This is a genomic window from Paenibacillus sp. S150 (genome assembly GCF_019352175.1).
Classification (GTDB): domain Bacteria; phylum Bacillota; class Bacilli; order Paenibacillales; family Paenibacillaceae; genus Paenibacillus_AQ.
Window position 1 is genome coordinate 167,510 of record NZ_JACBYI010000008.1, and the last position, 24,740, is coordinate 192,249.

Annotated in this window: 21 protein-coding genes; 10 read left to right on the plus strand and 11 right to left on the minus strand. The window is 56.0% G+C overall.

Annotation, left to right across the window (positions count from 1 at the left end; all coding sequences use genetic code 11):
- Positions 1 to 14 precede the first annotated feature (14 nt).
- Positions 15 to 1,115, plus strand: coding sequence for an AI-2E family transporter (locus tag HYD27_RS10910; RefSeq protein ID WP_219214807.1), 1,101 nt, complete (start codon positions 15 to 17; stop codon positions 1,113 to 1,115).
- A gap of 109 nt (positions 1,116 to 1,224) precedes the next feature.
- On the opposite strand, the gene HYD27_RS10915 is transcribed toward HYD27_RS10910, so the two are convergent.
- The 4 genes from HYD27_RS10915 to HYD27_RS10930 form a co-directional block, all read right to left on the minus strand.
- The gene (locus tag HYD27_RS10915; RefSeq protein ID WP_219214811.1) at positions 1,225 to 1,629 is read right to left on the minus strand and encodes a hypothetical protein; all 405 of its coding nucleotides are present in this window, start codon (positions 1,627 to 1,629) and stop codon (positions 1,225 to 1,227) included.
- A 53-nt stretch (positions 1,630 to 1,682) separates the two neighbouring features.
- Positions 1,683 to 2,387 (minus strand): uracil-DNA glycosylase, encoded by a 705-nt coding sequence (locus HYD27_RS10920; protein ID WP_255596446.1) that lies wholly within the window; start codon positions 2,385 to 2,387, stop codon positions 1,683 to 1,685.
- A gap of 39 nt (positions 2,388 to 2,426) precedes the next feature.
- Complete coding sequence (gene rnhA, locus HYD27_RS10925) at positions 2,427 to 3,089, minus strand: ribonuclease H (RefSeq protein WP_219214816.1); 663 nt, start codon at positions 3,087 to 3,089, stop codon at positions 2,427 to 2,429.
- Between the two features lie 221 nt (positions 3,090 to 3,310).
- On the minus strand, positions 3,311 to 3,550 hold the full coding sequence (locus HYD27_RS10930; protein ID WP_255596447.1) for a hypothetical protein: 240 nt from the start codon (positions 3,548 to 3,550) through the stop codon (positions 3,311 to 3,313).
- Between the two features lie 243 nt (positions 3,551 to 3,793).
- Here HYD27_RS10930 and HYD27_RS10935 point away from each other — a divergent pair, with 243 nt between their 5' ends.
- On the plus strand, positions 3,794 to 4,357 hold the full coding sequence (locus HYD27_RS10935) for a hypothetical protein (protein ID WP_219214818.1): 564 nt from the start codon (positions 3,794 to 3,796) through the stop codon (positions 4,355 to 4,357).
- A gap of 86 nt (positions 4,358 to 4,443) precedes the next feature.
- Positions 4,444 to 5,907 carry a metallophosphoesterase gene (locus HYD27_RS10940; RefSeq protein ID WP_219214821.1) on the plus strand — a complete coding sequence of 488 codons (1,464 nt, stop codon included), beginning with the start codon at positions 4,444 to 4,446 and terminating at the stop codon, positions 5,905 to 5,907.
- Between the two features lie 29 nt (positions 5,908 to 5,936).
- On the opposite strand, the gene HYD27_RS10945 is transcribed toward HYD27_RS10940, so the two are convergent.
- The 4 genes from HYD27_RS10945 to HYD27_RS10960 all read right to left on the minus strand — a co-directional run bounded on the left by HYD27_RS10945 (position 5,937) and on the right by HYD27_RS10960 (position 7,982).
- A complete protein-coding gene (locus tag HYD27_RS10945; protein ID WP_219214826.1) occupies positions 5,937 to 6,218 on the minus strand; it encodes a Dabb family protein in 282 nt (93 codons plus the stop codon).
- Entirely contained in the window at positions 6,215 to 7,342 is a 1,128-nt protein-coding gene (locus HYD27_RS10950) for a DNA alkylation repair protein (RefSeq protein WP_219214829.1), read from the minus strand. Before HYD27_RS10950 ends, HYD27_RS10945 begins: the two co-directional genes overlap by 4 nt.
- 201 nt (positions 7,343 to 7,543) lie before the next feature.
- Positions 7,544 to 7,711: a hypothetical protein gene (locus HYD27_RS10955; RefSeq protein ID WP_219214831.1), complete on the minus strand. Its 168-nt coding sequence runs from the start codon at positions 7,709 to 7,711 to the stop codon at positions 7,544 to 7,546.
- Positions 7,712 to 7,736: 25 nt separating this feature from the next.
- Entirely contained in the window at positions 7,737 to 7,982 is a 246-nt protein-coding gene (locus HYD27_RS10960) for a DUF3139 domain-containing protein (protein WP_219214834.1), read from the minus strand.
- 171 nt (positions 7,983 to 8,153) lie between these two features.
- Between HYD27_RS10960 and HYD27_RS10965 the strand changes: the two genes are divergently transcribed.
- Complete coding sequence (locus HYD27_RS10965; RefSeq protein ID WP_219214837.1) at positions 8,154 to 8,372, plus strand: hypothetical protein; 219 nt, start codon at positions 8,154 to 8,156, stop codon at positions 8,370 to 8,372.
- Between the two features lie 195 nt (positions 8,373 to 8,567).
- On the opposite strand, the gene HYD27_RS10970 is transcribed toward HYD27_RS10965, so the two are convergent.
- Both HYD27_RS10970 and HYD27_RS10975 read right to left on the minus strand, forming a co-directional pair.
- Positions 8,568 to 10,355, minus strand: coding sequence for an ABC transporter ATP-binding protein (locus HYD27_RS10970; protein ID WP_219214839.1), 1,788 nt, complete (start codon positions 10,353 to 10,355; stop codon positions 8,568 to 8,570).
- The gene (locus HYD27_RS10975; RefSeq protein WP_219214841.1) at positions 10,339 to 11,319 is read right to left on the minus strand and encodes a pectinesterase family protein; all 981 of its coding nucleotides are present in this window, start codon (positions 11,317 to 11,319) and stop codon (positions 10,339 to 10,341) included. The genes HYD27_RS10970 and HYD27_RS10975 overlap by 17 nt, the downstream gene beginning before the upstream one ends.
- A gap of 338 nt (positions 11,320 to 11,657) precedes the next feature.
- On the opposite strand from HYD27_RS10975, the gene HYD27_RS10980 reads away from it, so the two are divergent.
- The 6 genes from HYD27_RS10980 (at position 11,658) to HYD27_RS11005 (ending at position 19,882) form a co-directional block, all read left to right on the plus strand.
- Positions 11,658 to 12,668: a LacI family DNA-binding transcriptional regulator gene (locus HYD27_RS10980; protein WP_219214844.1), complete on the plus strand. Its 1,011-nt coding sequence runs from the start codon at positions 11,658 to 11,660 to the stop codon at positions 12,666 to 12,668.
- Between the two features lie 598 nt (positions 12,669 to 13,266).
- The gene (locus HYD27_RS10985; protein ID WP_219214845.1) at positions 13,267 to 14,688 is read left to right on the plus strand and encodes a tagaturonate reductase; all 1,422 of its coding nucleotides are present in this window, start codon (positions 13,267 to 13,269) and stop codon (positions 14,686 to 14,688) included.
- A gap of 28 nt (positions 14,689 to 14,716) precedes the next feature.
- Positions 14,717 to 16,204, plus strand: a complete 1,488-nt coding sequence (locus HYD27_RS10990) for a UxaA family hydrolase (RefSeq protein ID WP_219214847.1) — start codon at positions 14,717 to 14,719, stop codon at positions 16,202 to 16,204.
- 33 nt (positions 16,205 to 16,237) lie between these two features.
- Positions 16,238 to 17,668 (plus strand): glucuronate isomerase, encoded by a 1,431-nt coding sequence (uxaC, locus tag HYD27_RS10995; protein ID WP_219214849.1) that lies wholly within the window; start codon positions 16,238 to 16,240, stop codon positions 17,666 to 17,668.
- 230 nt (positions 17,669 to 17,898) lie between these two features.
- Positions 17,899 to 18,621, plus strand: a complete 723-nt coding sequence (locus HYD27_RS11000; RefSeq protein ID WP_219214851.1) for a rhamnogalacturonan acetylesterase — start codon at positions 17,899 to 17,901, stop codon at positions 18,619 to 18,621.
- A gap of 418 nt (positions 18,622 to 19,039) precedes the next feature.
- Positions 19,040 to 19,882 (plus strand): sugar phosphate isomerase/epimerase family protein, encoded by an 843-nt coding sequence (locus HYD27_RS11005; RefSeq protein ID WP_219214853.1) that lies wholly within the window; start codon positions 19,040 to 19,042, stop codon positions 19,880 to 19,882.
- A gap of 1,605 nt (positions 19,883 to 21,487) precedes the next feature.
- Here the strand turns inward: HYD27_RS11005 and HYD27_RS11010 are convergent.
- Complete coding sequence (locus HYD27_RS11010; protein ID WP_219214855.1) at positions 21,488 to 24,685, minus strand: alpha-mannosidase; 3,198 nt, start codon at positions 24,683 to 24,685, stop codon at positions 21,488 to 21,490.
- Positions 24,686 to 24,740: the final 55 nt, after the last annotated feature.

The following is a 24,740-nucleotide window of genomic DNA, read 5'->3' on the forward strand; positions in this document are numbered from 1 at the left end:
TGGGGGGTGCTGCTGTGCTTCAAAGCAAATATTTCAGAACAAGCCTGGCCATTATCGCTTTTTTGACGATTCTGTATCTGGGCTCCAAAGTCATTTTTCTTATTACACCGCTGGTGGCCATCTTTAATCTCCTTCTAGTGCCGATGATGCTCTCCGGCTTCATGTATTATCTGCTGCGTCCGCTGGTCAATTTCCTGGAGACCAAGAAGCTGAACCGCACGATTTCAATCCTGCTGATCTATCTTGTGTTCATCGGGCTGTTCGTGCTCTTCTGGGTGCTGGTCTGGCCTACTCTGCGCGAGCAAATCCAGAATTTCATCGACAATACGCCTTATCTGGTACAGGGACTGCAGAATCAGTTCAACAAGCTGCAGAATGATCCTACCTTCTCGCGCTTCTTCACGGGGAATACGGACCTGTCTGCACGGATTTCCGGATATTTAAGCGATGCCATCACCTGGGTTACCAATTCCATGTCCAATCTGATCGGCGTGGTTTCCAGCATTGTTGTAGTGATTGCCACCTTCCCGATTATCCTCTACTACATGCTGAAGGACGGCCACAAGCTCTCGCCGATCCTGCTCAGTCTGGTTCCAAAAAAGTTCCGCAAGGAAGGGCAGGACATGCTGCTGGATATCGACGGCGCGCTCAGCGGCTTCATCGTTACACGCGTGCTGCTGAACGTCATTCTGGGGGCCATGCTCTATGTGGGTTTCCTGATTATCGGCCTGCCTTATTCGCTGCTGCTGGCGGTTATCTCGATCCCGCTTAACTTCATTCCGTATGTAGGCTCGCTGCTGGCTGCGGTTCCGGTGGTAATCGTGGGCTTCATTGAATCCCCGACGATGGCGATTTGGTCACTGGTTATTGTTGTGATCGCCCAGCAGATTCAGGATAATGTGCTGTCTCCGATTATTTACGGCAAATCACTGGATGTGCATCCGCTGACTACAGTCGTGCTGGTGCTGGTGGGCGGCGATTTCTTCGGCATCATCGGGGTATTGATTGCGCTGCCGGTCTACATGATCCTCAAAATTATATTCCTGCGGATCTACGAGATTATCATTGCCGAAAGGGTGGAAGAGGCTGCAGTAGTCAAAGAAGAACAGCTCTAGGGCATGGCGCAGCTTTTTATCCAAGCGGAAACAGCCACAAAGCATATGTTTCAAAAGAAAACGCAGGACTCTCCATGGAGAACCCTGCGTTTTCTCTGTTCTTCACCGTTCAGCCCCGGAGGGAGCGTACTACAAAGACATGGGTGCCTTTTAGCAGACTCTGCCCGTCCTTCAATGTGACGGAGCCCTTGGTATGCGAAATAATGGCAGTATTGTATGCAATCAGCTGATCGCCCTTCCAGACGGTTACCGCCGATTTGAAGTAGACGGCATTGTCGAACTGCTGGCGTTCTCTCATGACATATCCGACAGCATGCAGCGCCGGAGCAAAGGCTCTCTCCTTAGGGGCCAGAGCCTTGATGAACACAATATCCCGAAATGGCACCACAATTTCCTGGTGGCCGATCACGGCCACTGAGGCCGCCGGGTCCCATTTGCGCAAAACACCCTTCATGACCGTGTATGGCTCTTCGCCACAGTACATAATAACGAGTCTGCCTACCCAATGCTTCATGGCTCCACCCCCTTCGCTGTGTCCGAGCTGTCTGTGATGAGCGGCTTGAATGCTTATATATTCGGTATGGACCAATCTATCCCCTGCAAGCCGTGTGATTCGAGGTACCGGTTAGCCTTGGAAAATGGACGGCTGCCCAGAAATCCCCGGTGTGCAGAAAACGGGCTCGGATGCGGAGACTGGATCACCAGGTGGCGGCTTCGGTCGATATACGCCCCTTTCTGCTGGGCATGGCTGCCCCACAGAATGAAGACCATCGGCTCCTGACGCTCGTTCAGCTTCTCCATAACCGCATCGGTGAAGGTCTCCCAGCCAAGTCCCTTATGGGAATTCGGCTGCCCTTCCCGCACGGTGAGCACCGCATTCAGCAGCAGCACACCTTCCTCCGCCCAGTGCAGCAGTGAGCCGTGGTTCGGAACAGGCATCCCCGTGTCTGTGTGCAGTTCGGTGTAAATATTGCGCAGGGACGGCGGTATCCGCACCCCCGGTTTGACCGAGAAGCTGAGTCCATGTGCCTGTCCTGCCCCATGGTAGGGGTCCTGCCCCAGAATAACTGCCCGCGTCTTGCTGTAAGGCGTCAGCTTGAGCGCCGAGAACAAATCTTCCTTGGGCGGATAGACCTTATGCTGTTTGTATTCCCGTGCCAGCGCATAGCGAAGCTCCTGAAAATAGGGCTTCTGTGTTTCCTCCTGCAGTACCTCATCCCAATCATTGCCGAACATGTCCTTAATCCTCCTGCTCCCATGCGTATTATTCATTGCCTGTTATCACCCAAAATATAGCCTGCTCCCGGCAGATTATTTACGCCCGTAATCAGCCTTGATCTCGCCCCACTCCTTGGTCTGCCACTTCAATACCTTGTTGGTGTATGTATGGGTCTGCAGCCAGCGTTCCGCACGGTCAACCAGCGTCCAGATTTCCTCTGTCGAAGCATCGCGCGGCAGCGTCGTAGCCACCTTCTTCTGCTTGACCCATTTCATGGCATTTACGGAATCGCTGTACACAGTCCGTCTGCTGCCTTCTTTGTTCAGCAGGGCCAGCGCGTGGACTATAGCCAGAAACTCGCCCAAATTATTGGTGCCTTTCTTGATGGGCCCGCAGGAAAAGATGATATCCCCTGTCTGCGTATCCACTCCTTTGTATTCCACCGGACCTGGATTGCCCCGGGTACCCACATCAACGGAAATACTGTCATAATCAATCTCTGACGAAGCTTCTGCAGCAGCGCTGCGCTTAAAAGGGCTTGCCGCTTTGCTTTTGCCTGTCCCGGGCGCCGCCGCCCCGGTTCCCCAGTTCCCCTTCCAGCCAGCCTTGTAAGCGGCTTCCGCCTCAGCCCCGGATTCGTAGGATTTATATTTCGCCCCCGTATAATGCTCTGTCTGTGCCTGACATTCCGCCCAGGTCCTGTACACTCCCGGCTTCTTGCCTTCCCAGACCACATAAAATTTCTGTTTGGCCATCGAACACTGCCCCCTTCTGCCGCAATAGCTGGTCAAAAGAATATTGTAATTCAAACCGCAGCGGGTTAGAAGTCCAATATCCGAACCGCATTAGACGCCGCAATTCACGCGGATAATTAATCCGCTGCGGGATCATAATATACCCAGGGGAATTAATCCAGCACCGCAAGCGTGGTGTCGATAATGGTTTGAAGCCTGGCCGGATGGGGCGGTTTTTATCATCACGCGCAGTCCGACCAGCGCATTATGCAGAAATAACGCCATGTCCGGTGGATGATCATGCCGAACAGCAGCCGGATGGCTGCCTTGGCGGAGTCCACGCCTTCCACGCGCCCTTCCATCTTGCCCGCGGTAACGTCCGCAAAGCGTTCTATCACCTTTATGTATAAGGTATGCTTGTCGCCAAAAGTATCGTACATGCTCCGCTTATGAATACCCATACCGGCAACCAGATCCTGCATGGAGGTTTTCTCATAGCCCTGCTGCCAAAAACATTCATGGCCTTGCCCAGCACATGATCCGCATCGAACTCTTTGCTCGTAGCCATAATCAGGCTCCTTTCAGCGTCCATTTTACCATTTACAGAACGCTCGGTAAATATTGACCCGGATTATGAGTTGCCGCACATTTATTCCATACTAATCATTCTATATTAATTTTGAAGGATTAGCGTCCAGTCCCATACCCCCAAGGAGGATATTCACATGAAAAAGCTTGCAGCTATAGCGGCAGTATTCGTTCTGACTCTGCTTGTCGGATGCGGAAACTCAGCCAACAACAATAATACGGCAGGCACAAATACGCCTGCGGACAACGGTACTGCCAGCAACGCCACCGCTGCCCCTGACGCTGTAACCTCGGCTTCCGTAGTTGACAACGGGGAGGACTTCAAGAAGGCGATCAGCAAAGACGGCACCTGGATTGCCGCTATTTTGAATGATTTGACCTTCACGGAGGAGCTTGTCGTCGATGGCCAATTCACCAATAAGGATGCCCCTGCCCGTAAAATTGCCCTGTATACTCAGGATGCGGACCACAATATCACCAACTCGTTCACATTGACAGCTCCCACAATCACGATTAAAAGTGAAAATGCCCAGATTCAGGGCGGCACCTTTGTGGGAGACGTGTATGTAGAGGCGGACGGCTTCAAGGTCGTCAATGCCACAATCGAAGGCAATGTCTACTTCTCCGATGAAAAATACCAGGCTACCTACAGTGCATCGGACCAGGGAAAAGTAACCGGTGTAACCGAGGTTAAGAAATAATTCAAGTCTCTGCAAAAGGTGTTTCCCTTAAGGCATCCATACCGGGGAAGCACCTCTTTTGAGAGTTAAGGAAAAGAGATGCCATTATGCATATTTCATTCGGCAGGTTTGTGTTCGTCCCCTTGCTGCTGGCCTTGGGCTCATGCAGCGGGCAAGAGGCTGAACAGCAGCCTCCGCAGTACCGGATTCAATCCGGTCAAGATCTGGAAATCCTGACTACGACAGACCCGCATTATCTGTCCCCGAGCCTGACCGACTTCGGTCCGGCCTTCAATCAGTTTCTTGCCGCCGGAGACGGGAAGCAGCTGGGCTACAGCGCGGATATGATCGGCGCACTCGGCAATGACATCGCCATCCGCAAGCCGGATGCAGTCATCATCAGCGGGGATCTCAGCAACAACGGCGAAAAGCGCAGCCACCGGGATTTGGCCCGGCATCTGAAGACCATCGAACAGGATACCGGAACGCGCGTATATGTCATTCCCGGCAACCACGACATTCTGAATCCGTGGGCCCGCAAATTCAAAGGGAAACGGCAATATGAGACGGATAATGTCACTCCGAAGGAATTCCGCAGCATCTATAATGCTTTCGGCTATAACGAAGCGCTGCTTCAGGACAATGCTTCCCTCAGTTATCTGGCGGCTCCTTCCGACGAGCTGTGGCTGCTTATGCTTGACACCAGCCAATACGCCGGCAACAAGGCGCTGGGACACCCGCAGCTGGAAGGGAGGGTTACTCCCGGCACACTGCAATGGATAGATGAATGCGGCAATCTTGCGGCAAGCAGCGGAGCACAGATTGTGGCGGTAATGCATCACAGCCTGCTCGTTCACAACGATTTCATTCAGGAGGGCTTCACGGTTGACGGCAATGCCGAACTCATTGAGGCATTGAGGCGAAACGGAATCAAGGCTGCACTCAGCGGCCATATTCATATACAGGATATCAGCGAAAACAGGGAAGGCGGCGGCAGTATATACGATATCGCGGACAGCGCCTTATCCGTGTATCCCCATCAGTATGGCATGCTGCAATACTCTTCGGCGAATCATACATTGGATTACAGCACCTTCAAGCTGAATATGGAGCTATGGGCACGGGCTTCAGGCAGCACGGATGACAATCTGCTGCACTTTGACGCCTACAGCGAGCAGAATTTCAGGAAACGCTCCGCTGCCCGCAGCTATGCGCGACTGGCGGGGGATGCGGCATATGCCAGGTATTCAGAGGCCGAGCTTCAGGCCATGGCGGATGCGGCGGGACGGCTGAATGAGATTTATTTTGCCGGCACAGCCAGGAGCGATATACCGGAGGTAACCTCATCCGCAGGCTTCCGGCTGTGGCAGGGCGCACCTCCAAGCGGCCTCAGGAGCTATGTCCTGGGAATGGCCCGGCTGATGCCCAAGGATAATCACCGGCTGCATATCGAGCTGCCGGAAGCCGAGAAGCCCGGCCCTAATGCCGCCGCCGTACATGAACTGCCCGGAGGGAAGTTCGGCGAGATGTCCACACAGATTCAGCCGGAAAAAGCGGAGCCCCGCAGCTAAGGGTTCCGCTTGTTATCTGATTGCCCTGATTAGGATTCGTAGCAAAATGACGCCGCTGAACCGGTCACTTCAGCCATATAGCGGGAGATCTCCACATGAAAAGGATGGACGAGATATGCCTCCAGGTCTGCCATCGATTCATATTGAACGATTTGCAGCAGGTCATAGGCCCCGCTGCGGATATCCACCTCCACCTTCAATTCACGGATATATTCGATATTGCCCCGCATGCCGGGCAGCACTTCTCTGGTTTTGGCAATATTCCCAGGGCTGCTGTCCTTCAGTTTGATCAGCAGATTATTGGTAATCATAGCTCATGCTCTCCTTTGTCTTGCGGCTTGAGTACAAGCGCGGCAGATGCGGCTTCGCGCCCGTTCACCAGCAGCGTAATGGCGTGCTCCCCTGCATAATGGCGGCGGGTGGTAAGATCCGCCCAGCGGTGGGTCCGTTTCCCGGTTAGGCGGGTGCCTCCCGGAACGGTTTTGTCGGAGAGCAGGAACAGCTTGCGCGAGGTTTTGCCCCCGGCCTTCACGAAGTCAATGGCATATTCAATGCGGATGCGCACCGCCTCCCCTTCACGGAGGTTAAGGGCATACGCCAGCTCACAGCTGTCCCCGGTCTGCAGCTCTGCCGGTTCCACAGACAGGACGGCATTGACGGCAAGCGGCGTTTCGTCCTCCTGTCCCGCATAACCAAAGAGGCCCAGGACCTCGGGGTCCGCCTTGCGGATCAGCGTTCGGCACCCATGCCGGACGATCCAATCCGTATGCGCGTTCACACCCTTCCAGCGCCTTGCGGTATCAATGACCGCACCGGGATGGTCCTTGGCGATATCGTTCAGATTGTTCGCCACACTCTTGCGCACATAGAGCGAAGGGTCCGCCTTCAGCTGCTCCAGCACCTGCAGCACCGGCGACGGGTCACGCTTGAACATCGGCAGCGCCTGGCCCCAGGGCAGGCGGGGCCGGGCGCCCTCGCTGGACAGCCGCCGCACATGCTCGTCCGGATGCTGCGACCAGTGCAGCATCTGCGCCATCGTCCGCTGCGGGTCACGCAGCAAAAATGGACGGACGGCGAATTCCGCCGACGATTTGGGCGTGAAGCGTTCCAGCGCCGCCATCGACAGCTCAAAATGTTCCCCGGCTCCCCCGAACGCCTCGACGAAATCCGGAAAAATCAGGTAGGGGAAGCCCACACATTTTTCATCTATGGCAAATAGAATTTTTAGTGCCTCTTCATACCGCAGGGGCAAAAAGGCTCCCGGCGTCTCCGTAATCCGCCGCATCCGGCCCTTTAGCTCCAGTTCCCCCCAGGGGTTCCTCATCGCCGCAGCGACGAAGCCTTCAAGGTCGAACCCGCCGTATGCTGACTGCAGCTTCGCCCCGAGGCTGCGCAGAAATCCCTCGTTGTACATTGCTTTTAACGGTTGTGCCATTTGCTCTCCTCCTGCCGGTTGCTGTGGCTGTTTCGCACTTCCAGTTTCAAGTGCTGCCAGGAAATCGTACCATAAGTAACCGGACAGCCTTATGTCATATTAGGTGCATATTAACTGGCAAACCGGCTTCATAATTCGTTTGAGAGACCCGCCTTCTCACCGGAACTCCGCCATCATTTTCAATTCAACAACGCTTCCAGTTCACCGGTGCGCTTCCCGGCCCTGCCGTTCAGCCCGCGTTTGTCTTTCAGGCCCAGCTGCTGCAGGCTCATGTCCGGGATCGATAACCAGAGGCTGTGTTGCGGCAGCGTTCAGCAGACTGCCCAGGCAACGGAACAGCTCCCGGGCTTCCTCTGTATTCTTGTCCATGCGGCGGGCCGCCTTGTTCATATATTTATTGCAACACCCCATCATGCGCAAAATAAGTATACTCCACCTCAGGCTCATCCTTAAAATAGGCCGGGACCGCGAAGGGCGGCGCCTTGATGATCCATTTGCCGGTTATCGAAGCGATTTCCGCCCGGGTACAGCCCATTTCTTCCGTCAGACAGACTTTGGCCCTGTAAGCGCAGAGAATTGTGCCAGCCCGCACATAGACAATAGGAGCCAGGACGATAAGCAGCCCCAGTACCGTTAGCATAAGGACCGGTGTCCTCTTTACAGCGCCCATGTCTCTCACCCTTTTGAAGCACCAGGCGTTATTTTCATAAATTTCGCAAATTAAATTTTGTTTTCAAAACGCACGGCATGTCGTAATATAGATAAAAAGCTTTTTCCCCCACATAAAGCGAATGAACGGAGGATGTTGGCCATGCCGCAGACCCTTGTCAAAAATGTTGATTTTTTTGTCGCCGCCCTGTCGCAGACCTTCGTGTCCGCGCTGCAGCTTGATCCGGATGGAATGTATTCCCAGGTAGGCATCGGAATCGTTGAGAAGTTTGCCGAAGACTATGTACGGTTGAAGAGATTCGACGGCAGCGTCTCCCATTACGACCGCGAAATCACGAAATTCCAGCACAACAAATGCTAGCCGGAGTCAGACGGTTAGCTCTGGCCTGAACACTCTGTATTTCAAGCCCGCCCGCATAGTCAGGCTACCCCATGCTTGCGCAAGTACATCTTCACAGCAAAAGATAGCAAAAAGCGGACCGGCGGTTTGAGCGCGGGTCCGTCTTTTTGGGATACAGCATGGCTCGTAATGCGCCGGGCAACCCCCGCCAGAGGGCTATTCCTGCATTTGCTTCAGCTCGTAGAAAGCGCCCCGCCGGCTCATTAATTCCTCGAACGTGCCGATTTCCGCCGCCTTCCCGTCCTTCATCACCACAATGCGGTCCGCATCCCGGATGGTCGACAGCCTGTGGGCGACGATGAAGGTGGTCCGGCCGCGGATCAGCTCCCGCATCGCTTTTTGCACGATGAATTCGGAGATATTGTCCAGGGCGGACGTCGCTTCATCGAGCAGAATAATCTCCGGATCACGGATCATCGCCCGGGCGATGGCAATCCGCTGCCGCTGCCCGCCGGACAGCTTGCCGCCATGTTCTCCGATCAGCGTATCCAGGCCCTGCGGCATCTGGGCAACGACATCCTCCAGATTGGCCATCCGGACCACCTCCTGCAGCTTCGCTTCCGGAACCTCAGTAAGCCCAAAAGCAATATTGCTGCGGATGGTGCCCGAGAACAGCAGGGTGCTCTGCGGAACAACCGCGAGCTTTTGCCGGTACATCCGCATCTCCAGCTCATCCATCGGATGTCCGTCCACCAGAATCCGGCCGCCGGTCGGACGGTAGAAGCCCACAACCAGATTGAGCACCGTAGACTTGCCTGCCCCCGACTCGCCGACCAGAGCGATGCACTCTCCCGCCCGCACTTTCAGATTGAAATCCTTAAGCACATGCTTATCCGTATCCTTGTAATGAAACTGCACACCGCTGAACTCATAAGCCCCCTGAAAGGAGGCCACCTCCCTGCTCCCCTGATACTCTTCCACTTGGGTGGAGGACAGAACCTCCGCAATGGAATGCATCGATTCGAAGCCCCGGGCAAATTGCGGATACACCGCCAGCAGGCTGTTGATGGAAGCCAGAATGGTGGAAAAGAACCCCTGGTACATCACCACGTCACCGACCTGAATCGTTCCTCTGTAGGCCAGAATACAGGTAAATCCCAGGCATAAGAGCTGAAACAGGGTAAACACCACCCAGCTGGAGGCGCCGAACAAGGCTTCGGTAATATCCAGGCGGTAGCCCTTGCCCTTCAGCTCCGAGAGGGTCATATCCACCTTGCCGATCTCCGCCTCCTCCAGGCCATGCGCCCGGGTCACGGGGATCATCTCCACAGTTTCTGCCACCTGGCCGGACATGCTCTCGATCTGGCGGCGGAATTCCCGGTTGCGGCTGCGGATTTTCCCGCGGAAGAAGGTGATCAGCAGCACGCCGAATGGAATCACAAGCGCAAAGAACAACGTCACCTGCAGGCTTTTGAAGGCGGTAATCGTGATGGCAATCAGCACATTCGTCACAGCGGGCATGAAGGAATACATCATCTGCTTGGACAGGGTCTCGACCGCCTCAACATCCCGCAGCACCTTGGATTGCAGCCGTCCCGCCCTCAAATCGCTGTGATAGGTCATCGACAGATGCTGAAGCTTGCGGATCAGCGTCCCCCGCAGCCCCGCCTCCACCCGGCGCGACGATTTGCTCATAAAGCGTACGTGCATATAGGCGGAAGGAATATTTTGAAGAATAACGACAGCCACAATGATCATATCCACCCACAGCCAGTGCAGGCTGCCGCTCTTGCTGCTGCTCAGATGATTGATGATGTCCGCCGTTATAACCGGAATGACCCAGGTCGGGGCATGCTTGAGAATATAGAACAGCAGGGAGAACAGCAGATTCAGCCGCATGCCCCTATACAGCTGCAGCAGCATATGAAACGGCCGGTCCCGCTGCATCCCGCCGTCCATAAACAAGGATTCGAAATCCGGCAGCGACTCAGCGGTCTTGCTCACCTGCTTCCTCCCTTCTCCAAAAGTCCGTTCCGGCAAAAATCTGCGCCTTGCCCGGCGCCTCTTCAGACTCCTCCGGGAGAAGCGCCCAGCCCACACGCTGCTCACGCAAGGGATCACCGCCCGCCAAGCCGTATTCGCGGTAACGGACCGTCCGCTCATTGTGCGGATTACCCCAGTTGTCCCAGCCCCGGGGATCAATATGGCCGCCAAGCCTGCAATTCACCAGCTCCGTCCGGGCATGCCCGCGCCACGGCCGTCCCAAATAGACCCCGGCCGCCCCTGAAGCCGCCGTGAGATAACACTCCTTGAAAATGTAGCCGTACTCCTGCCCCTCCGGTGTGGATGCCGCCGTTATGTATCCTTCACCCTGGCCGTAATGCGGCAGACTGCGGATCTCACAGTGCTCGAAATAGGCCGCCGCCCCGCCAAAAATAAAATCCACCGTCCCCTCAATATAGCAACCGGTGTACAGCTGGCGGCAGCGTTCATGCCGCTCCTTCAGCGGGATGCCGCCGAAGGGCTTGCCATCCTTGGCCGCCGGAGGCAGCGGTCCTGTAAACAGGGTATCCTGATGTCCCTTGAAGGTGCAGCTCCGAAAGACAGTCTCATCGCAATGCGCGTATACCGCAACTGCCTGCCCGATGTCTGCCCCCTGTCCCGCAGTATTCGCGACCACCAGATTCTCCACAACCAGACGGCTTCCGCCCAGAAACAGCGTCGGGGTGCCAAAGGTTGTAATTTCCTCTCCTGCAGCGTCCAGCTCCCTGGCATAACGGTTCATCGTAATCTCCACAGTCCCGAGGCCGATGATCCGCAAATGGGAGCGGTATATCCGCACCGCCTCCTCGTACACGCCCGACAAAATATACAGCGTCCGCTCTTCTCCTTCCGGCTGACGCTCCAGTGCATCCACGGCCTCCTGTATGGTATGAAAATCGCAGAAGGCTTCTTTTCCCACCAGCATGTGTTCTTTCCTCCTCATTGTCATTGATAGACTCCTTGACAGGCCGCCCGCTTCTGCGCCGCAAATACCCGTATTCTCCGCAGGCAGGAAGGAACGGCCCGGACAGATTTTATTCAGATTCAGCAGACCGTCCTTCCTTGCCGTCAAACCGGTGCGGCTCTTAATGACCGCCTTCAGCCCTGCCCCCCGCACCTTAGGCAAGCAAATAAATTATAGCGCTGCGGGCGGCGTTGCGCCACAAAAAATTTTAACGTGTGCATTTTAATATTTCCTTGACTTGACAGTGCAGACGACGTAAACTGAAATCGTTAACAATTCTACTTTCCCGGAGAGATATTATGATCACGATCAAAGACATTGCACGTGTCGCCGGCGTCTCACATACCACCGTTTCCAGAGCGCTGAACGGCAGCCCGCTGATCAAGAAGGTCACCCGGGACAAAATTGAGAAAATCGCCGCCGAGATGAATTATGTGCCCAATTACAGCGCCAAGAGCCTGGTTACCAAAAGATCCTTCACCATTGGACTGTTCTTCTCCAGTATTGAGCAAGGCACCTCGGCCAGCTTCCTGGTCGATGCCATCAAGGGGATCAGCCACATCCTGGATGAGAACTTCAACCTGACGGTCAACGGTATTGACGGCGTACACAACTTCGGCAATATTCAGCCGCAGCGTTTTGACGGCATCCTGGTGATGAGCCAGAGCGACGAGGACAATGCCTTCATCTATCATGTGAAGAAGATGGGCATCCCGCTGGTCGTGCTGAACCGCCAGCTGGAGGACCCGGGCATTATGAACGTCGTGGCCAATGACCGCGAAGGCGTGAAGGAAGCCGTGGATTATGCCGTCCTGAAGGGACACCGGAAGTTTGCAATCATTGAAGGCAAACCCGGCTTCAAGTCATCAAGCGAGCGCAAACAGGGCTTTATGGACAGCCTGATTGCCCATCGCCTTCCGCTGAACTCTGATTATTTTGCGGCAGGCGATTACAGTATTGAGAGCGGATATGCGGCCATGGCTGCCCTGCTCCTGCTGGAAGATCCGCCGACAGCGGTGTTCTGCTCCAATGACGATATGGCGATTGGCGCGATGAACGCCTGCTACGCCCACAAGGCCGATGTTCCGGGACGGATTTCCCTGATTGGATTTGACGATATTATGTTCGCACGGTACACGAATCCTGCACTGACTACGGTACGCAAGCCGATTACAGAGATCAGCGAGCTTGGCACCAAAATGCTGGTCCAGCTGCTTCAGCAGCCGGAGACCAAACCCCAGCAGCTGTTCGTAAAGACCGCGCTTGTCGCGCGCCAGACCGTGGCCGAGACACAGCAGGCGGGCAGCTGATTGGCGGAGCTGGAAGTATGCGTGCTCTGGTGCGCTTACGGGCGGAATAGATCATTGGTTTGGCAGCCGCACCGGCTGAATCTCCCGCTGAAAGTAAATTACTCATTGAATCTCCGTGATTGGGCGTTTTTCTGCAAATTAGTTCTGCCAGCTCCGCTTAGCTTGCGGTTCAGCGTGCCGTGACATCTCCATTCGCTGCCACAGTCGGCGATCAGATCCCGGCTCGCTGCCACAGCGCTCTGTCTTTATAATCAGCAGCTCCATCCATAGAACTCAGCAGTTTCTTCTCTTCTACATTTGGAGTTCTTGATTGCTTCAACTAAATCCGGCAAAATAACCCCACAAAGTGTGGCCTTGGCTTCGATGATCACTCAGGTACTTTGCGGGACCCCAAAACATATAAATTCTTATCTTTTAAGAAGAAACGGCTTCGCCGTCCTTCTAAAGGACGGGGGGTTCAGCGAGAAATAGAAGGATCATTTAGTGTGCCAGGCATGTAAATTCTTATATTTTTAAAAAAAGAGCCTCTCTTTTTTTAAATAAAATGTTCACGTGTGCATTTATCCTAAAACATTATAAAGGAGATTATTGAACACTTATGACACAACGCTTATCAAGAAGTACTCAGCCCGGCCTGCCGCAGTATCCGGAACGGATGATCCAATTTGGTGAAGGGAACTTCATGCGCGCATTTGTAGACTGGCAGCTGCAGCAAATGAACAAGCAGGGACTGTTCAACGGAAGCGCAGCCGTTGTCGTGCCTATCGGCGAGGGACTCGGCGGGCTGATGGCCGAGCAGGATAATCTGTACACGGTGCTGCTGAACGGCATTATGCAGCAGCAGCCGGTCAATTCGCGCGAGATTATCACCAGTGTCAGCCGGGTGATCAATCCGTACAGCGATTATGAAGCATATCTGGCACTGGCCGAAAATGACGGGCTGGAGTTTATCACCTCGAACACGACGGAGGCCGGCATCGCTTATCAAGCGGGAGACCGGCTGGAGGATTCCCCGCCCTCCAGCTTCCCCGCCAAGCTGACCGCCCTTCTCCACAGACGGTTCGAGCTGGGCAAAAAAGGCTTCGTGATTATCCCCTGCGAGCTGATTGACCGCAATGGGGAGAAGCTGCAGGAGATCGTGCGGCAGTATGCTGTGCAGTGGAACCTCGGCGAAGCCTTTCTGAAATGGCTGGATGCCGAGAACACCTTCTGCTGCAGTCTCGTTGACCGGATAGTTCCCGGCTATCCGCGCGACAAAGCCGCGGAGCTGGAGACCGAGCTGGGCTACCTCGACAAGCTGATGGTGACCGCAGAGCCGTTTCTGTTCTGGGTCATTGAAGGCCCGGCCTGGCTGTCCGGACGCCTGCCGCTGGCGGAGGCCGGACTGAACGTAGTCGTTACGGAGGACATGACCCACTACCGGGAGCGGAAGGTTCATCTGCTGAACGGCCCGCATACCGCCATGGTTCCTCTCGCCATGATGGCGGGGCTTGAAACCGTTGAGGATGTGATGAATGACGAAACGTTCTACCGCTTTGTGCGCGAGCTTATGGACGAAGAGCTGATTCCGATGCTGGATCTGCCCGAAGGGGAGCTGCTCTCCTACGCGGATGCCGTGCTGGAGCGCTTCAAGAACCCGTTCATCCGCCACGAGCTGGCCTCGATTTCCCTGAACAGCATCTCCAAGTTCAAAACCCGCCTCCTCCCTGTGCTGCTCCGGTATCAGCAGGAGCGCGGCCAGCTGCCGCCGCTGATTACCCTGGCCTTCGCCGCGCTGCTGCTCAGCTACCGCGGAGACCGCGTGAAGCGTCAGGACGGAGCGGAGGTGCTGGCGGCCTTCGATCAGGCCTGGAGCAATCCCGCTGAGTTCGCCAAGGCCATTCTCCAGGACAGCAGCCTGTGGGGGCAGGATCTGACTCAGGTCCCGGGCCTCACCGATGCCGTTAACGCCCGGCTGCGCCAGCTCGAAGCCTCTGACAGCCGCTCCGCGCTGCAGGAGCTCGTCAGCCCGCAAGCCTAATCCATCATTTCCTACCAGGAGGGACAGCATGAAACGATTAATGAAAATGAATCCCCGGGATACAGTTGCCGTTGCGCTGCGCCCCATTGCTTCCGGTGAGCGGCTCTCTTTCGAAGGACTGGATGTCCAGGCCGCCCAGGATATTCCCCAGGGCCACAAAATTGCCCTGACCGCCTTCGCGGAAGGCGATATCATCACGAAATACGGCTCGCCCATCGGCCACGCCACCGCTGCGATTCAAGCCGGAGACTGGGTCCACACGCATAACATCAAGACGAATCTGGCCGGGGAAGAGAAGTATGAATATCTCCCCGAGCTCCATCCGGTCACCTATCCGCAGCGTAATTTGACCTTCCAGGGCTACCGCCGCGCGAACGGCAGGGTCGGCATCCGCAATGATCTGTTCATCATCCCCACAGTCGGCTGCGTGAATGGCATTGCCGAGCAGATGCTGCAGGAATTCAAGGCGGAGCACCCGGATCTCGGCGGCTTCGACAACTTAACCGTGCTGAAGCATCCTTACGGCTGCTCACAGCTCGGCGATGATCACCGCATGACCCGCAGCATTCTGCTGGATGCCGTGAACCACCCCAACGCCGGGGGCGTGCTGGTCTTCGGCCTCGGCTGCGAGAACAATATCGTCTCCGAGTTCCGCAGCATGCTGGGCGGCTACGACGAGAGCCGGGTCAAGTTCCTCGTTGCCCAGGAGGTGGGCAACGAGGTGGAAGCGGGCCTGGCGCTGCTTGATGAGCTGTATGAGGCGGCAAAGAACGACGTCCGCGGGCCGGTGCCGCTCAGCGAGCTGAACATCGGGCTGAAATGCGGCGGCTCCGACGGATTCTCCGGCATTACGGCCAACCCGCTGCTGGGCGCTTTTTCCGACTTCATCATCTCTCAGGGCGGAACCTCGGTCTTGACAGAGGTCCCGGAAATGTTCGGCGCGGAGAAGATGCTGATGGCGCGCGCCGAGAGCCGCGAGGTCTATGAGGACATCGTCTCCCTGATCAATAACTTCAAGCAGTACTTCCTCTCGTATGGTGAGCCGGTGTACGAGAACCCCTCCCCCGGCAACAAGGCCGGCGGGATCAGCACACTGGAAGACAAGTCGCTCGGCTGCACGCAAAAGGCCGGAAGCTCGCCCGTTGTGGATGTGCTGCAATACGGTGTGAAGCTGCGCAAAAAAGGCCTCAGCCTCCTTCAGGCCCCCGGCAACGATCTGGTGGCGGCCTCTGCCCTCGCCGCTTCGGACTGCCAGCTCGTTCTCTTCACGACCGGGCGCGGAACGCCGTTCGGCAGCTTTGTGCCGACGGTGAAGGTGGCGACCAACAATGATCTTTTCGCCAAAAAGGGCCACTGGATGGATTTCAATGCCGGACCGCTGCTGGAGCGCCCGATGGCCGAGGTGCTTGAGGAATTTATCGCCTATATCATCGATGTCGCCAGCGGCCAAAAAACACGCAATGAGCAAAATGAAGTTCGTGAGCTGGCTATATTTAAAACCGGTGTTACGCTCTGATTCCTGTCAAATCCAAGTAAAGGGAGAATCACGATGTTTTTAAACGACAATTTCCTGTTAACCAGCGAAACGGCGCGGCTGCTCTTCCACAATCATGCCAAAGCCATGCCCATTATTGATTACCACTGCCACCTTGACCCGAAGGAAATCTATGAAGACAAGGCATTCCGCAACCTGACCGAAGCCTGGCTGGCCGGGGACCATTACAAATGGCGGCTTATGCGTGCCAATGGAATTCCCGAATCACATATTACCGGAGATGCCTCCGATTATGATAAATTCCTGGCCTGGGCCCGCACGCTTCCGAAGGCTGTCGGCAACCCGCTGTACAGCTGGACCCACCTGGAGCTGCGCCGTTTCTTCGGCATTTCCGAGCCGCTGAACGAAGCTTCCGCTCCCGCCATCTGGGAGGCGGTCAACCGCAAGCTGGCGGAGCCGGCCTATACACGGCGGAGCCTGATCCGGAATTCCAATGTCAAAACCGTCTGCACCACCGATGATCCGGCGGATTCCCTCGAATACCACCGGCTGCTGAAGGAGTCGGAGCAGGACTTCCAGGTCTTCCCGACCTTCCGTCCGGACAAAGCGCTTAATATCGACGCCGAAGGCTTCAGCGCTTACCTGGAGCGGCTCTCGGAAGCAGCCGGACAGCCGGTAACCACTTATGCCTCATTGGTCGAGGCTTTAAGAAGCCGTGTGGAATTCTTCCACGAGAACGGCTGCCGGTTGTCCGACCATGCGCTGGATGTGCTGCGTTATCAGGCGGCGCAGGGCACCGCTGCCGTAGAGCAAATATTCGCTGAACGCCTGCAAGGCGCGGTCCTGACCGCAGAACAGGTGACCGTCTACCGGACAGAGCTGCTGTCGGCGCTGATTGGAATGTACCACGATAAAAATTGGACCATGCAGCTGCATCTGCATGCCTTCCGCAACAATAATACGCCGATGTTCCGGCGGCTGGGCCCGGATACCGGCTATGACGGCCTGAACGACCTGCCGCTGGCCGGGGCGCTCTCCAGGCTGCTGGACCGCGCCGAATGCGGCACAGGCTTGCCGAAGACCATCCTCTATTCGCTGAATCCGGGCGATTATCCCGCCCTGCTCGCTCTGATGGGCTGCTATCAGAAGGATACGGCCGGCAAGCTCCAGCTCGGCTCCGGCTGGTGGTACAACGATACCCGCGACGGGATGCGCCGCCAGCTGACACTGCTGGCCGACAACAGCCTGCTGGGCAATTTCGTCGGCATGCTGACCGACTCCCGCAGCTTCCTGTCCTACACCCGCCACGAATACTTCCGCCGTGTGCTCTGTGAGCTGCTCGGCGAACTGGCGGAACGCGGCGAAGCGCCGGATGACCAGACGCTGCTGGGACAGCTGGCAGAGGATATCGCTTACAACAATGCCGCGGGCTACTTCGGCTTCGAAGCCCGCAGTGAAGCGAAGATGCACAGCGGCCAGGCATAAACGGCTGCACACTGAAATCTGCACTCATATCTATATCTAAAAGCGTGGTGAAAAAGTGTCCGGAGAGCCGATAGGGGCTGGAACAGCGATAACGGTCGCCTTTGTAGCCGGATTTCCCCCTGTAGGAGGTTACAAAATCCAAAAAATCCGGCTACCACAGCGGGTGGAAGCCCCTAGCCTGCCGTAGGCCACGACAAAATCACCACACTTCTAAGGAAAGGAAGCGCATTATGCCGACGCTGTATATTGCCGGTGATTCCACCGCCGCACAGAAGGGCGGGGGTGAGAAGCCGATGACCGGCTGGGGTGAGTATCTTAAGGAGCATTTCGGGCCGGATATTGCCGTAGACAACCGGGCGGTTAACGGACGCAGCACCCGCTCCTTCCTTGCGGAGGGAAGGCTCACCGATATCGGGAACGACTTTCAGTCCGGCGATTACCTGCTGATCCAGTTCGGGCATAACGACCAGAAGCTGGAAGACCCTGCCCGCTACACCGATCCCGGCACGGAATACCGCCGGAACCTGCTCACATTCATTGAGTTCGCCCGCAGCCGCGGCGGGTTCCCTGTGCTGCTGACCTCTGTCAGCCGCCGCCGGTTCACGCCCGGCGGCGAGCCTGACCCGCTCGCGGTCGGGCCGTACCCGGAGGCGATGCGCGGAGTCGCGGCGCAGACCGGCACGCCGCTGCTTGATATCTTTGCCTCCTCCCAGCAGCTGTACCGCAAGCTGGGGGAGGAAGGCTCGCGGCAGCTGTTCATGCATCTGCCCGCGAACAGCCATCCCAATTATCCGCAGGGAATAACGGATGATACTCACTTCTGCAAAGAGGGCGCTGCCCGCGTGGCCCAGCTTGTCGCCGAGGCGATCCGGCAGTCTGCGGAGCTGGCTGCCTTGAACGCACTTTTGCGGCTGCCGGGGCGCAGAACTGCAGACAGCCGCTCCAACCCGTAAGCTATCCGATCCGCACTGCTTCACTGCATGCAGCTACTCTGCGGGGAGATGTACTCCAGGCTGAGCGGTCTTTTGAACAGCTCACATGGTCTTGCGGACACAGGAGCGGTTATTTTTGCCAAAAACCCTGTATTTCCGCAGCTTCCGGAATCCATAGAGCTAATGCCCAATTTCCGGCGCGTTTTCAGCAGCAGCCTCAATAACGGACTCTGTGTCCGGTTGCTGCTGCTTTTGTGCATTTCGCAGCAAACAAACGGATTGTGTGTCCCCCGCTTCCCTAAGCAGCGGCGGCAGTCAGTATCTCTATATAGATTAGAACCGCGTAGGATACGGCGGATACTCCAGTAGAAGAAGCACGAGCATTTCCAGCCGCAGTAGCCTGCAAATTCTTATATTTGAACCTACAGGAGGTAATCCCATGGCTGTTCCGCTTCATCTGGGCATCCGCGCCCATGATTTTGGCCGGCTGCCCTTGCCGGAGCTTCTCGAAAGGCTTAACAGGTACCGCTTTCCGCATGTCCAGCTCGCTGTACACAAGTCCTTCCCCGAGAGCGTTCCTGCAATGACCGGACTGAGTCCGGGCACGGCAGCCTATTTCGGCGAGGCCTTCCGTCAGGCCGGAATACGTATCGCCGTGCTCGGCTGCTACGTGAATATCGTTGATTCCGATCCCGCCAAAAGAGCGCTGGCGCTGAATGCATTCTGCACCCACCTTCGCCTGGCCCGTGATTTCGGCGCCAGTCTTGTCGGTACCGAAACGGGCAGTGTGGGGAACGGCTACACACCGGATAATTTTACAGAAGAGGCCTTTCAGCAGGTTGTGACCTCTGTGCGGGCCATGGTTGCGGAGGCGGAGCGCTTCGGGGTAACGGTCGGCATCGAGGCGGGATTGAATCACCCGCTCCATACCGCACAGCTGGCACACCGTCTGCTGGGGCTGGTTCCCTCCAATAATCTGCAAATCATTCTCGACTGTGCCAATCTGATGACCGTGGACAATTACCGGCGCCAGGATGCCGTGATTGCAGAAGCGCTGGAGCTGCTCGGTGACCGGATTGCCGTCCTGCACCTGAAGGACTTCACTGTCAGGGACGGCCAGATCGAGATTGTTCCGGCCGGCCGGGGACTGCTGCACTTTGCTCCGCTGCTCCATTACATGAAATATAAGCGCCCGCATATCCAGGGCATTCTGGAGAGTACACCCGAAGAGGATGTGCTGGAGAGTGCGGATTTTCTGCGGAGGCTGTATGATGAGGCTTGATCAGAACCGGCGCAGGAAGCTGTACCTGGAATCAACCGGCAGTTAAAATGCTTTTGTGCATAAGCTGCAAAATAACCCCGCAAAGCCATCCATGCCGCTGACGCGGCACCACAGAGGATGGAAATGGGGGTGGATTTTGTTGCGTTTAATTTCTTGCGGCCTTTAAGCGCTTATCCTCATCCGTAAAGTTATTTCCAGGGTAGCGGGGCCTTGGCTTCGATGATCACTCTGGTACTTTGCGGGGACCCCAAAACAGATAAACCTGAATTTCGAAAGTAAGTATCCACAAATCATCTAAAAAGCTCTACACGAAGGGATTTCTTGTTAAAAACAACTTGCACCCAATGGGTGAAGGGAAAAGAGAGTTTATCCCATGTACTATCTGGATTGGTTCAGTTCACTTTCGAAATTCAGGATACATTCTTATCTTTCAAGTGGAAACGGCTGCGCCGTCCTTGACCGGGCAGCGCAGCTGTTTGCATTTCAGGTGTAAGGCTGCCTGCTGAAGCCAGGCGGGAAGCCAGGTGGAATGGTCACCTCACCCCAGCCCCTTTTCCGCAAACGTTAGCGGGAAAAAGGAACCCTAATCAATCCGGTTCTCTCCCTTGCAGAGAAATTCGCCTACATTAAGATTGAACTTGAACCATTCATCCAAAGGGCAGCTATTTTAATGGGAAAAAGTAACACTAAAGTAGCGCATTCGGATTCCGGATCATCGCTAGTGGGAAAAAGTACAACTAATCCGGCTGAAATCAGCCATATGGGGGAAGTGGGCCTCTATTAAGTATACAAAATCCCACTAAAGCCCGTTAAAGCCAGGATTCCAGCCCATTAGTGTTACTTTTTCACTTCGCTTCAGTCCCCTATGAATCTCCTCCTTGCGTTCCATCAGCTTGTTCAGGTTCGCCGGTTCCATTCCTATACATTAAGTTTCTTTATTGTGTTTTTTAAAGATGACAGAACCGCCTCCCGCTTAAACAGCGGAGCGGACGGACCCGCGGAACAGCGGCAGCGGACGCCCGGGTCTCCGGATTTTCACCGCTAAGAGACTGCGACGAAATAAAGTACCGCTACATTGTTGACAAAGCCCCCAAAACCGTGGAGCTTTTGTCAACAAAAGCGGGTACTCATTTCCTCGCAGCTCCTAAGGGGAATGAAAAAAATCCGGAGACCACAGCGACCCAGACAACGGCCCGTTTGCGGAGCGTCCTCACAAGCGCAACCGTCTATCTGACTCCAAAAAAAGAGCTGTCCCAAGCAGCCATTTCATGGCTTATGGGACAGCCTCTTCAGCGAGAAAGATATGGCTAATTTATAACGTGAAACATATGAACCTGAATTTCGAAAGTAAGTATCCACAAATCATCTAAAAAGCTCTACACGAAGGGATGTCTTGCTACAAACAGCTTGCACCAATGGGTGAAGGAAAAAGAGGGGTTATCCCTTGTCCGATCTGGATGGGTTCAATTCACTTTCGAAATTCAGGATCAATTCTTATCTTAAAAAAAAACGGGCATCCCCTCTCACCTGCCGTGAGAAAGGAGTGCCCGTTCGTGTTGCCTGTGCGAACGTATCTGAATCGTTTATTCTCTGTATTAACCCGACCTAACCCGGGAACCGAACGATAAAAGTGCTGATTTCGTAAGGCTTCATTTCATAGGTGACCGCCTGTCCGGGGCTTGCTTCGCCAATCGGGCGCTCCATCAGATCGCATTCCTGCCAGGACAGAACCGGATAATCGCTGCCCAGCGTTACGGTGCTGCGGGTGCCTGTATACTCATGCGCGCGCACGATGAAGCCGTCGCCGTTCTCGGCCATTTTGACTGCGTCGATGGCGATCCCGGGGCTGCCCAACTTGATCAGAGATTTGCCGGCTCCGGCGGCATAAGCCCCCCTCACCACACGCAGCGGATTGTTCAGCGACCAGGCTTCCCGCACTGTGTCCGCCGCTGCCCAGTCGCCTTTGTGCGGCAGCAGGGCATAGGTGAAGCGGTGCTCTCCCTGGTCAGCCTGCCAGTCCGGCTCGGTTGCCGACTTGATCAGCGACAGCCGCATCACATGATCCTTGATATCGTAGCCGTACTTGCAGTCGTTCAGCAGGCTGACGCCATAGCCGCGCTCCGATAAATCGGCCCACTGGTGGCCCACACTCTCGAAGCGGGCATAATCCCAGCTGGTATTCCAGTGCGTCGGCCGCTTGACGTTGCCGAACTGGATATCGTAGGTGGCTTCCGTAGCCCGTACCGCTACAGGGAACGCGGTTTTCAGCAGCTGATGCTGCTCATGCCAGTCCACCAGCGTCTCGAAGTCTATGCGGGCGCTTCCGCTGTACACCTTGACCTTCTGGATAATGGAGGAATCCATGTACTGCCATGTGAATTCCAGCACCGCCGCAAGCTCACCGCATTCTGCCAGCTCAACAGAGCGGAGGTCGGTGATCTCTCTCTTTTTCTCCTGATAAAACAGATCAATATCCCAGGCATCGAACATTTTCGGCTTATCCTCAAATACCTGGAGCACGTTGCCGTGCTCACCCGGAGCCAGCACCTCCCGCTGCTCCCGGCGGTCATAGATACGGCTCAGCTGCCCGGCACTGTTCCATTCCAGCACATAAAACGGTGTCGTCAGCCGGGAATCCTGCCACTCGAACGGTACCCGCTCTGTTGCGGCTCTTAGGGCGGTGCCTTCCGGCGCTGCACCTGAACTTGCGTCCGCTGCGTAATCCGCCGCAGGCCGGGACGCAATCACCGTGCTGCCCAGCATCGGTACCGCCGGAACCTCAATCAGCCATTCCCCGCCGGAACGCTGGGCAGGCAGCTTCCGGCCGTCCGCAGTTGTCCACACAATATCGCCTTCGTCTTCCGCAACCGGAACCGCGGCCAGTTCTGTCCGCCCGAAGAAAGCCCCATTAAATACCGTGTATTCCTCCGCCTGCCGCGAACCGCCGGGCTGGACCAGCCCGTCTGCTGCGGCATCTGCCGCCGCGCTGCCCAGCTGCTCCGCTTCCGCATACTCCAGCCGCGAATCCTCGTACACCTCGCGGATGGAGGAGCCGGGAATAATATCGTGGAACTGGTTGCGCAGGATGATTTGCCAGCCTTCCAGCAGCGGCTGCGCAGGATATTTGGCGAAGCTGCCCGTCTCGGCGGCCAGCAGCACCTGCAGCCATTCCGCTTCGCGGTACAGCAGCTCCAGCTTCCGGTTCATCCGTTTGTTGTACGCCTGGCTGGTATAAGTCCCCCGGTGATATTCCAGGTACAGCTCCCCGTCCCAGGTATGAACGTACTGGTCCGTGCTGCGGACCGTTTCATTCAGGCGTTCGAAATATTCATCCGCCCGGCCCGTTTGCACCGCGGGAATCCCCGGCATCCGGTCGAGGCGGCGGCGCATTTCAAGCATTTCCCGGTTGACCCCGCCGCCCCCGTCGCCGTAGCCGTAAGAGAGCAGCAGCTCGCGGTTCAGATTCTTGTCCCGGTACTGATTCCAGATCCCCTGAACGGAAAAGGGCTCAATCAGCCCGTTGTAGGTGTAGTACCAAGCGCTGGAGCCAGGTCCCTCCGGCGTGGTAATGAAATGGGTCAGCACCTCGCTGCCGTCAATGCCTCTCCAGTGAAACGTATCATGAGGCATGCGGTTATACTGGCTCCAGCTGATTTTGGTCGTCATGAACGTATCAATTCCCGATTTGCGCAAAATCTGCGGCAGCGCCCAGCTGTAGCCGAAGACATCAGGCAGCCACAAATATTTGCAGTCCACGCCGAATTCCTCACGGAAAAACTTCGTGCCGTACAGAATCTGGCGGACCAGCGACTCCCCGCTTGTCAGATTGCAGTCTGCCTCCAGCCACATCGCACCCCCGGCTTCCCAGCGCCCCTCATCAACCCGCTTGCGGATTTCGGCATAGATTTCCGGATAATCCTTCTTGATGTAGGCATAGAGCTGAGGCTGGGTCTGTAAAAAAATATATTCCGGGTACTGCTTCATCAGCCGGAGCACCGTGGAGAAGGAACGCGCCGCTTTTTCACGGGTATGGCCCAGGCGCCACAGCCAGGCAACGTCGATATGGGTGTGGCCGATTGCCGTTACGGTTACGGGATGCTTGGACTCAAGCAGTGCCAGCTGCTCAAGCAGCAGGGACTCCGCTTCCTGTACAGAGCTGTAAAAGCCTGCGCTGCCCGGCTTCGACCAATCCAGCTTGTTAAACGCCCGGTTGAGCGCCAGCAGCAGCTCCTGCTTCTCCGGCTGGTTGTCCGCAAGCTGCTTATAGGTCCCAAGAGCCGCCCGGCCCGTATAATACAAATTATCCGCCGCCTCATCCAGCCAGGCCAGCTCCGCCCGTTTGATCCGGTGCTCCTGGAGAACAGGCTTGCCGCCCCCCTCCAGCCCCGACCATAAGCGGAAGGTGAAATCCAGTGCCCGCCCGGCCGCATCCTCCTCCAGAAAGACCTCCTGGTGGTTCGAATCTACGCCCTGATAAGGCTTGCCGTCCACAAACAGCAGCGACTCGAAGCCGCTGTTGTTGCCTCCGCCGGTCCGGCCGAAATCAAACAGCCCAACCACCCGCTTGCCCTTCCACTCGGCAGGCACCTCGACGGTTTTCTGCAGCCAGATATACACATCGCGTCCTGTCCAGTATTCCCCTTGCTGCAGCTTGTTGTCCCCCTCCAGCAGCGGAGGGTACACGCCGTTCGCTCCATCCTTATCCTCTGCCGCCAGCCATTCATTCAGCTTGACAAGCTCACGGTAACGGTATCCTTCCAGCTCCCGAAGCCATGCCGCCAGCTTCTCCTCAGTCCAAAACATTAACTCGTCCTCCTTGAATAACACGTGTTATATACCATGATAAAAGGACATTTCT

Excerpts from the sequence above, each read along its gene's own strand:
- HYD27_RS10980 (WP_219214844.1), top strand. The coding sequence starts at position 11,658 with ATGATCACGATCAAAGACATTGCACGTGTCGCCGGCGTCTCACATACC.
- HYD27_RS11005 (WP_219214853.1), top strand. The coding sequence starts at position 19,040 with ATGGCTGTTCCGCTTCATCTGGGCATCCGCGCCCATGATTTTGGCCGG.
- HYD27_RS10965 (WP_219214837.1), top strand. The coding sequence starts at position 8,154 with ATGCCGCAGACCCTTGTCAAAAATGTTGATTTTTTTGTCGCCGCCCTG.
- HYD27_RS10945 (WP_219214826.1), bottom strand. The coding sequence starts at position 6,218 with ATGATTACCAATAATCTGCTGATCAAACTGAAGGACAGCAGCCCTGGG.
- rnhA (WP_219214816.1), bottom strand. The coding sequence starts at position 3,089 with ATGGCCAAACAGAAATTTTATGTGGTCTGGGAAGGCAAGAAGCCGGGA.
- HYD27_RS10935 (WP_219214818.1), top strand. The coding sequence starts at position 3,794 with ATGAAAAAGCTTGCAGCTATAGCGGCAGTATTCGTTCTGACTCTGCTT.
- HYD27_RS10955 (WP_219214831.1), bottom strand. The coding sequence starts at position 7,711 with ATGGACAAGAATACAGAGGAAGCCCGGGAGCTGTTCCGTTGCCTGGGC.
- HYD27_RS10920 (WP_255596446.1), bottom strand. The coding sequence starts at position 2,387 with ATGAATAATACGCATGGGAGCAGGAGGATTAAGGACATGTTCGGCAAT.
- HYD27_RS11010 (WP_219214855.1), bottom strand. The coding sequence starts at position 24,685 with ATGTTTTGGACTGAGGAGAAGCTGGCGGCATGGCTTCGGGAGCTGGAA.
- HYD27_RS10915 (WP_219214811.1), bottom strand. The coding sequence starts at position 1,629 with ATGAAGCATTGGGTAGGCAGACTCGTTATTATGTACTGTGGCGAAGAG.
- HYD27_RS10950 (WP_219214829.1), bottom strand. The coding sequence starts at position 7,342 with ATGGCACAACCGTTAAAAGCAATGTACAACGAGGGATTTCTGCGCAGC.
- HYD27_RS10940 (WP_219214821.1), top strand. The coding sequence starts at position 4,444 with ATGCATATTTCATTCGGCAGGTTTGTGTTCGTCCCCTTGCTGCTGGCC.
- HYD27_RS10990 (WP_219214847.1), top strand. The coding sequence starts at position 14,717 with ATGAAACGATTAATGAAAATGAATCCCCGGGATACAGTTGCCGTTGCG.
- HYD27_RS11000 (WP_219214851.1), top strand. The coding sequence starts at position 17,899 with ATGCCGACGCTGTATATTGCCGGTGATTCCACCGCCGCACAGAAGGGC.
- HYD27_RS10985 (WP_219214845.1), top strand. The coding sequence starts at position 13,267 with ATGACACAACGCTTATCAAGAAGTACTCAGCCCGGCCTGCCGCAGTAT.
- HYD27_RS10930 (WP_255596447.1), bottom strand. The coding sequence starts at position 3,550 with ATGCAGGATCTGGTTGCCGGTATGGGTATTCATAAGCGGAGCATGTAC.
- HYD27_RS10960 (WP_219214834.1), bottom strand. The coding sequence starts at position 7,982 with ATGCTAACGGTACTGGGGCTGCTTATCGTCCTGGCTCCTATTGTCTAT.
- HYD27_RS10975 (WP_219214841.1), bottom strand. The coding sequence starts at position 11,319 with ATGCTGGTGGGAAAAGAAGCCTTCTGCGATTTTCATACCATACAGGAG.
- uxaC (WP_219214849.1), top strand. The coding sequence starts at position 16,238 with ATGTTTTTAAACGACAATTTCCTGTTAACCAGCGAAACGGCGCGGCTG.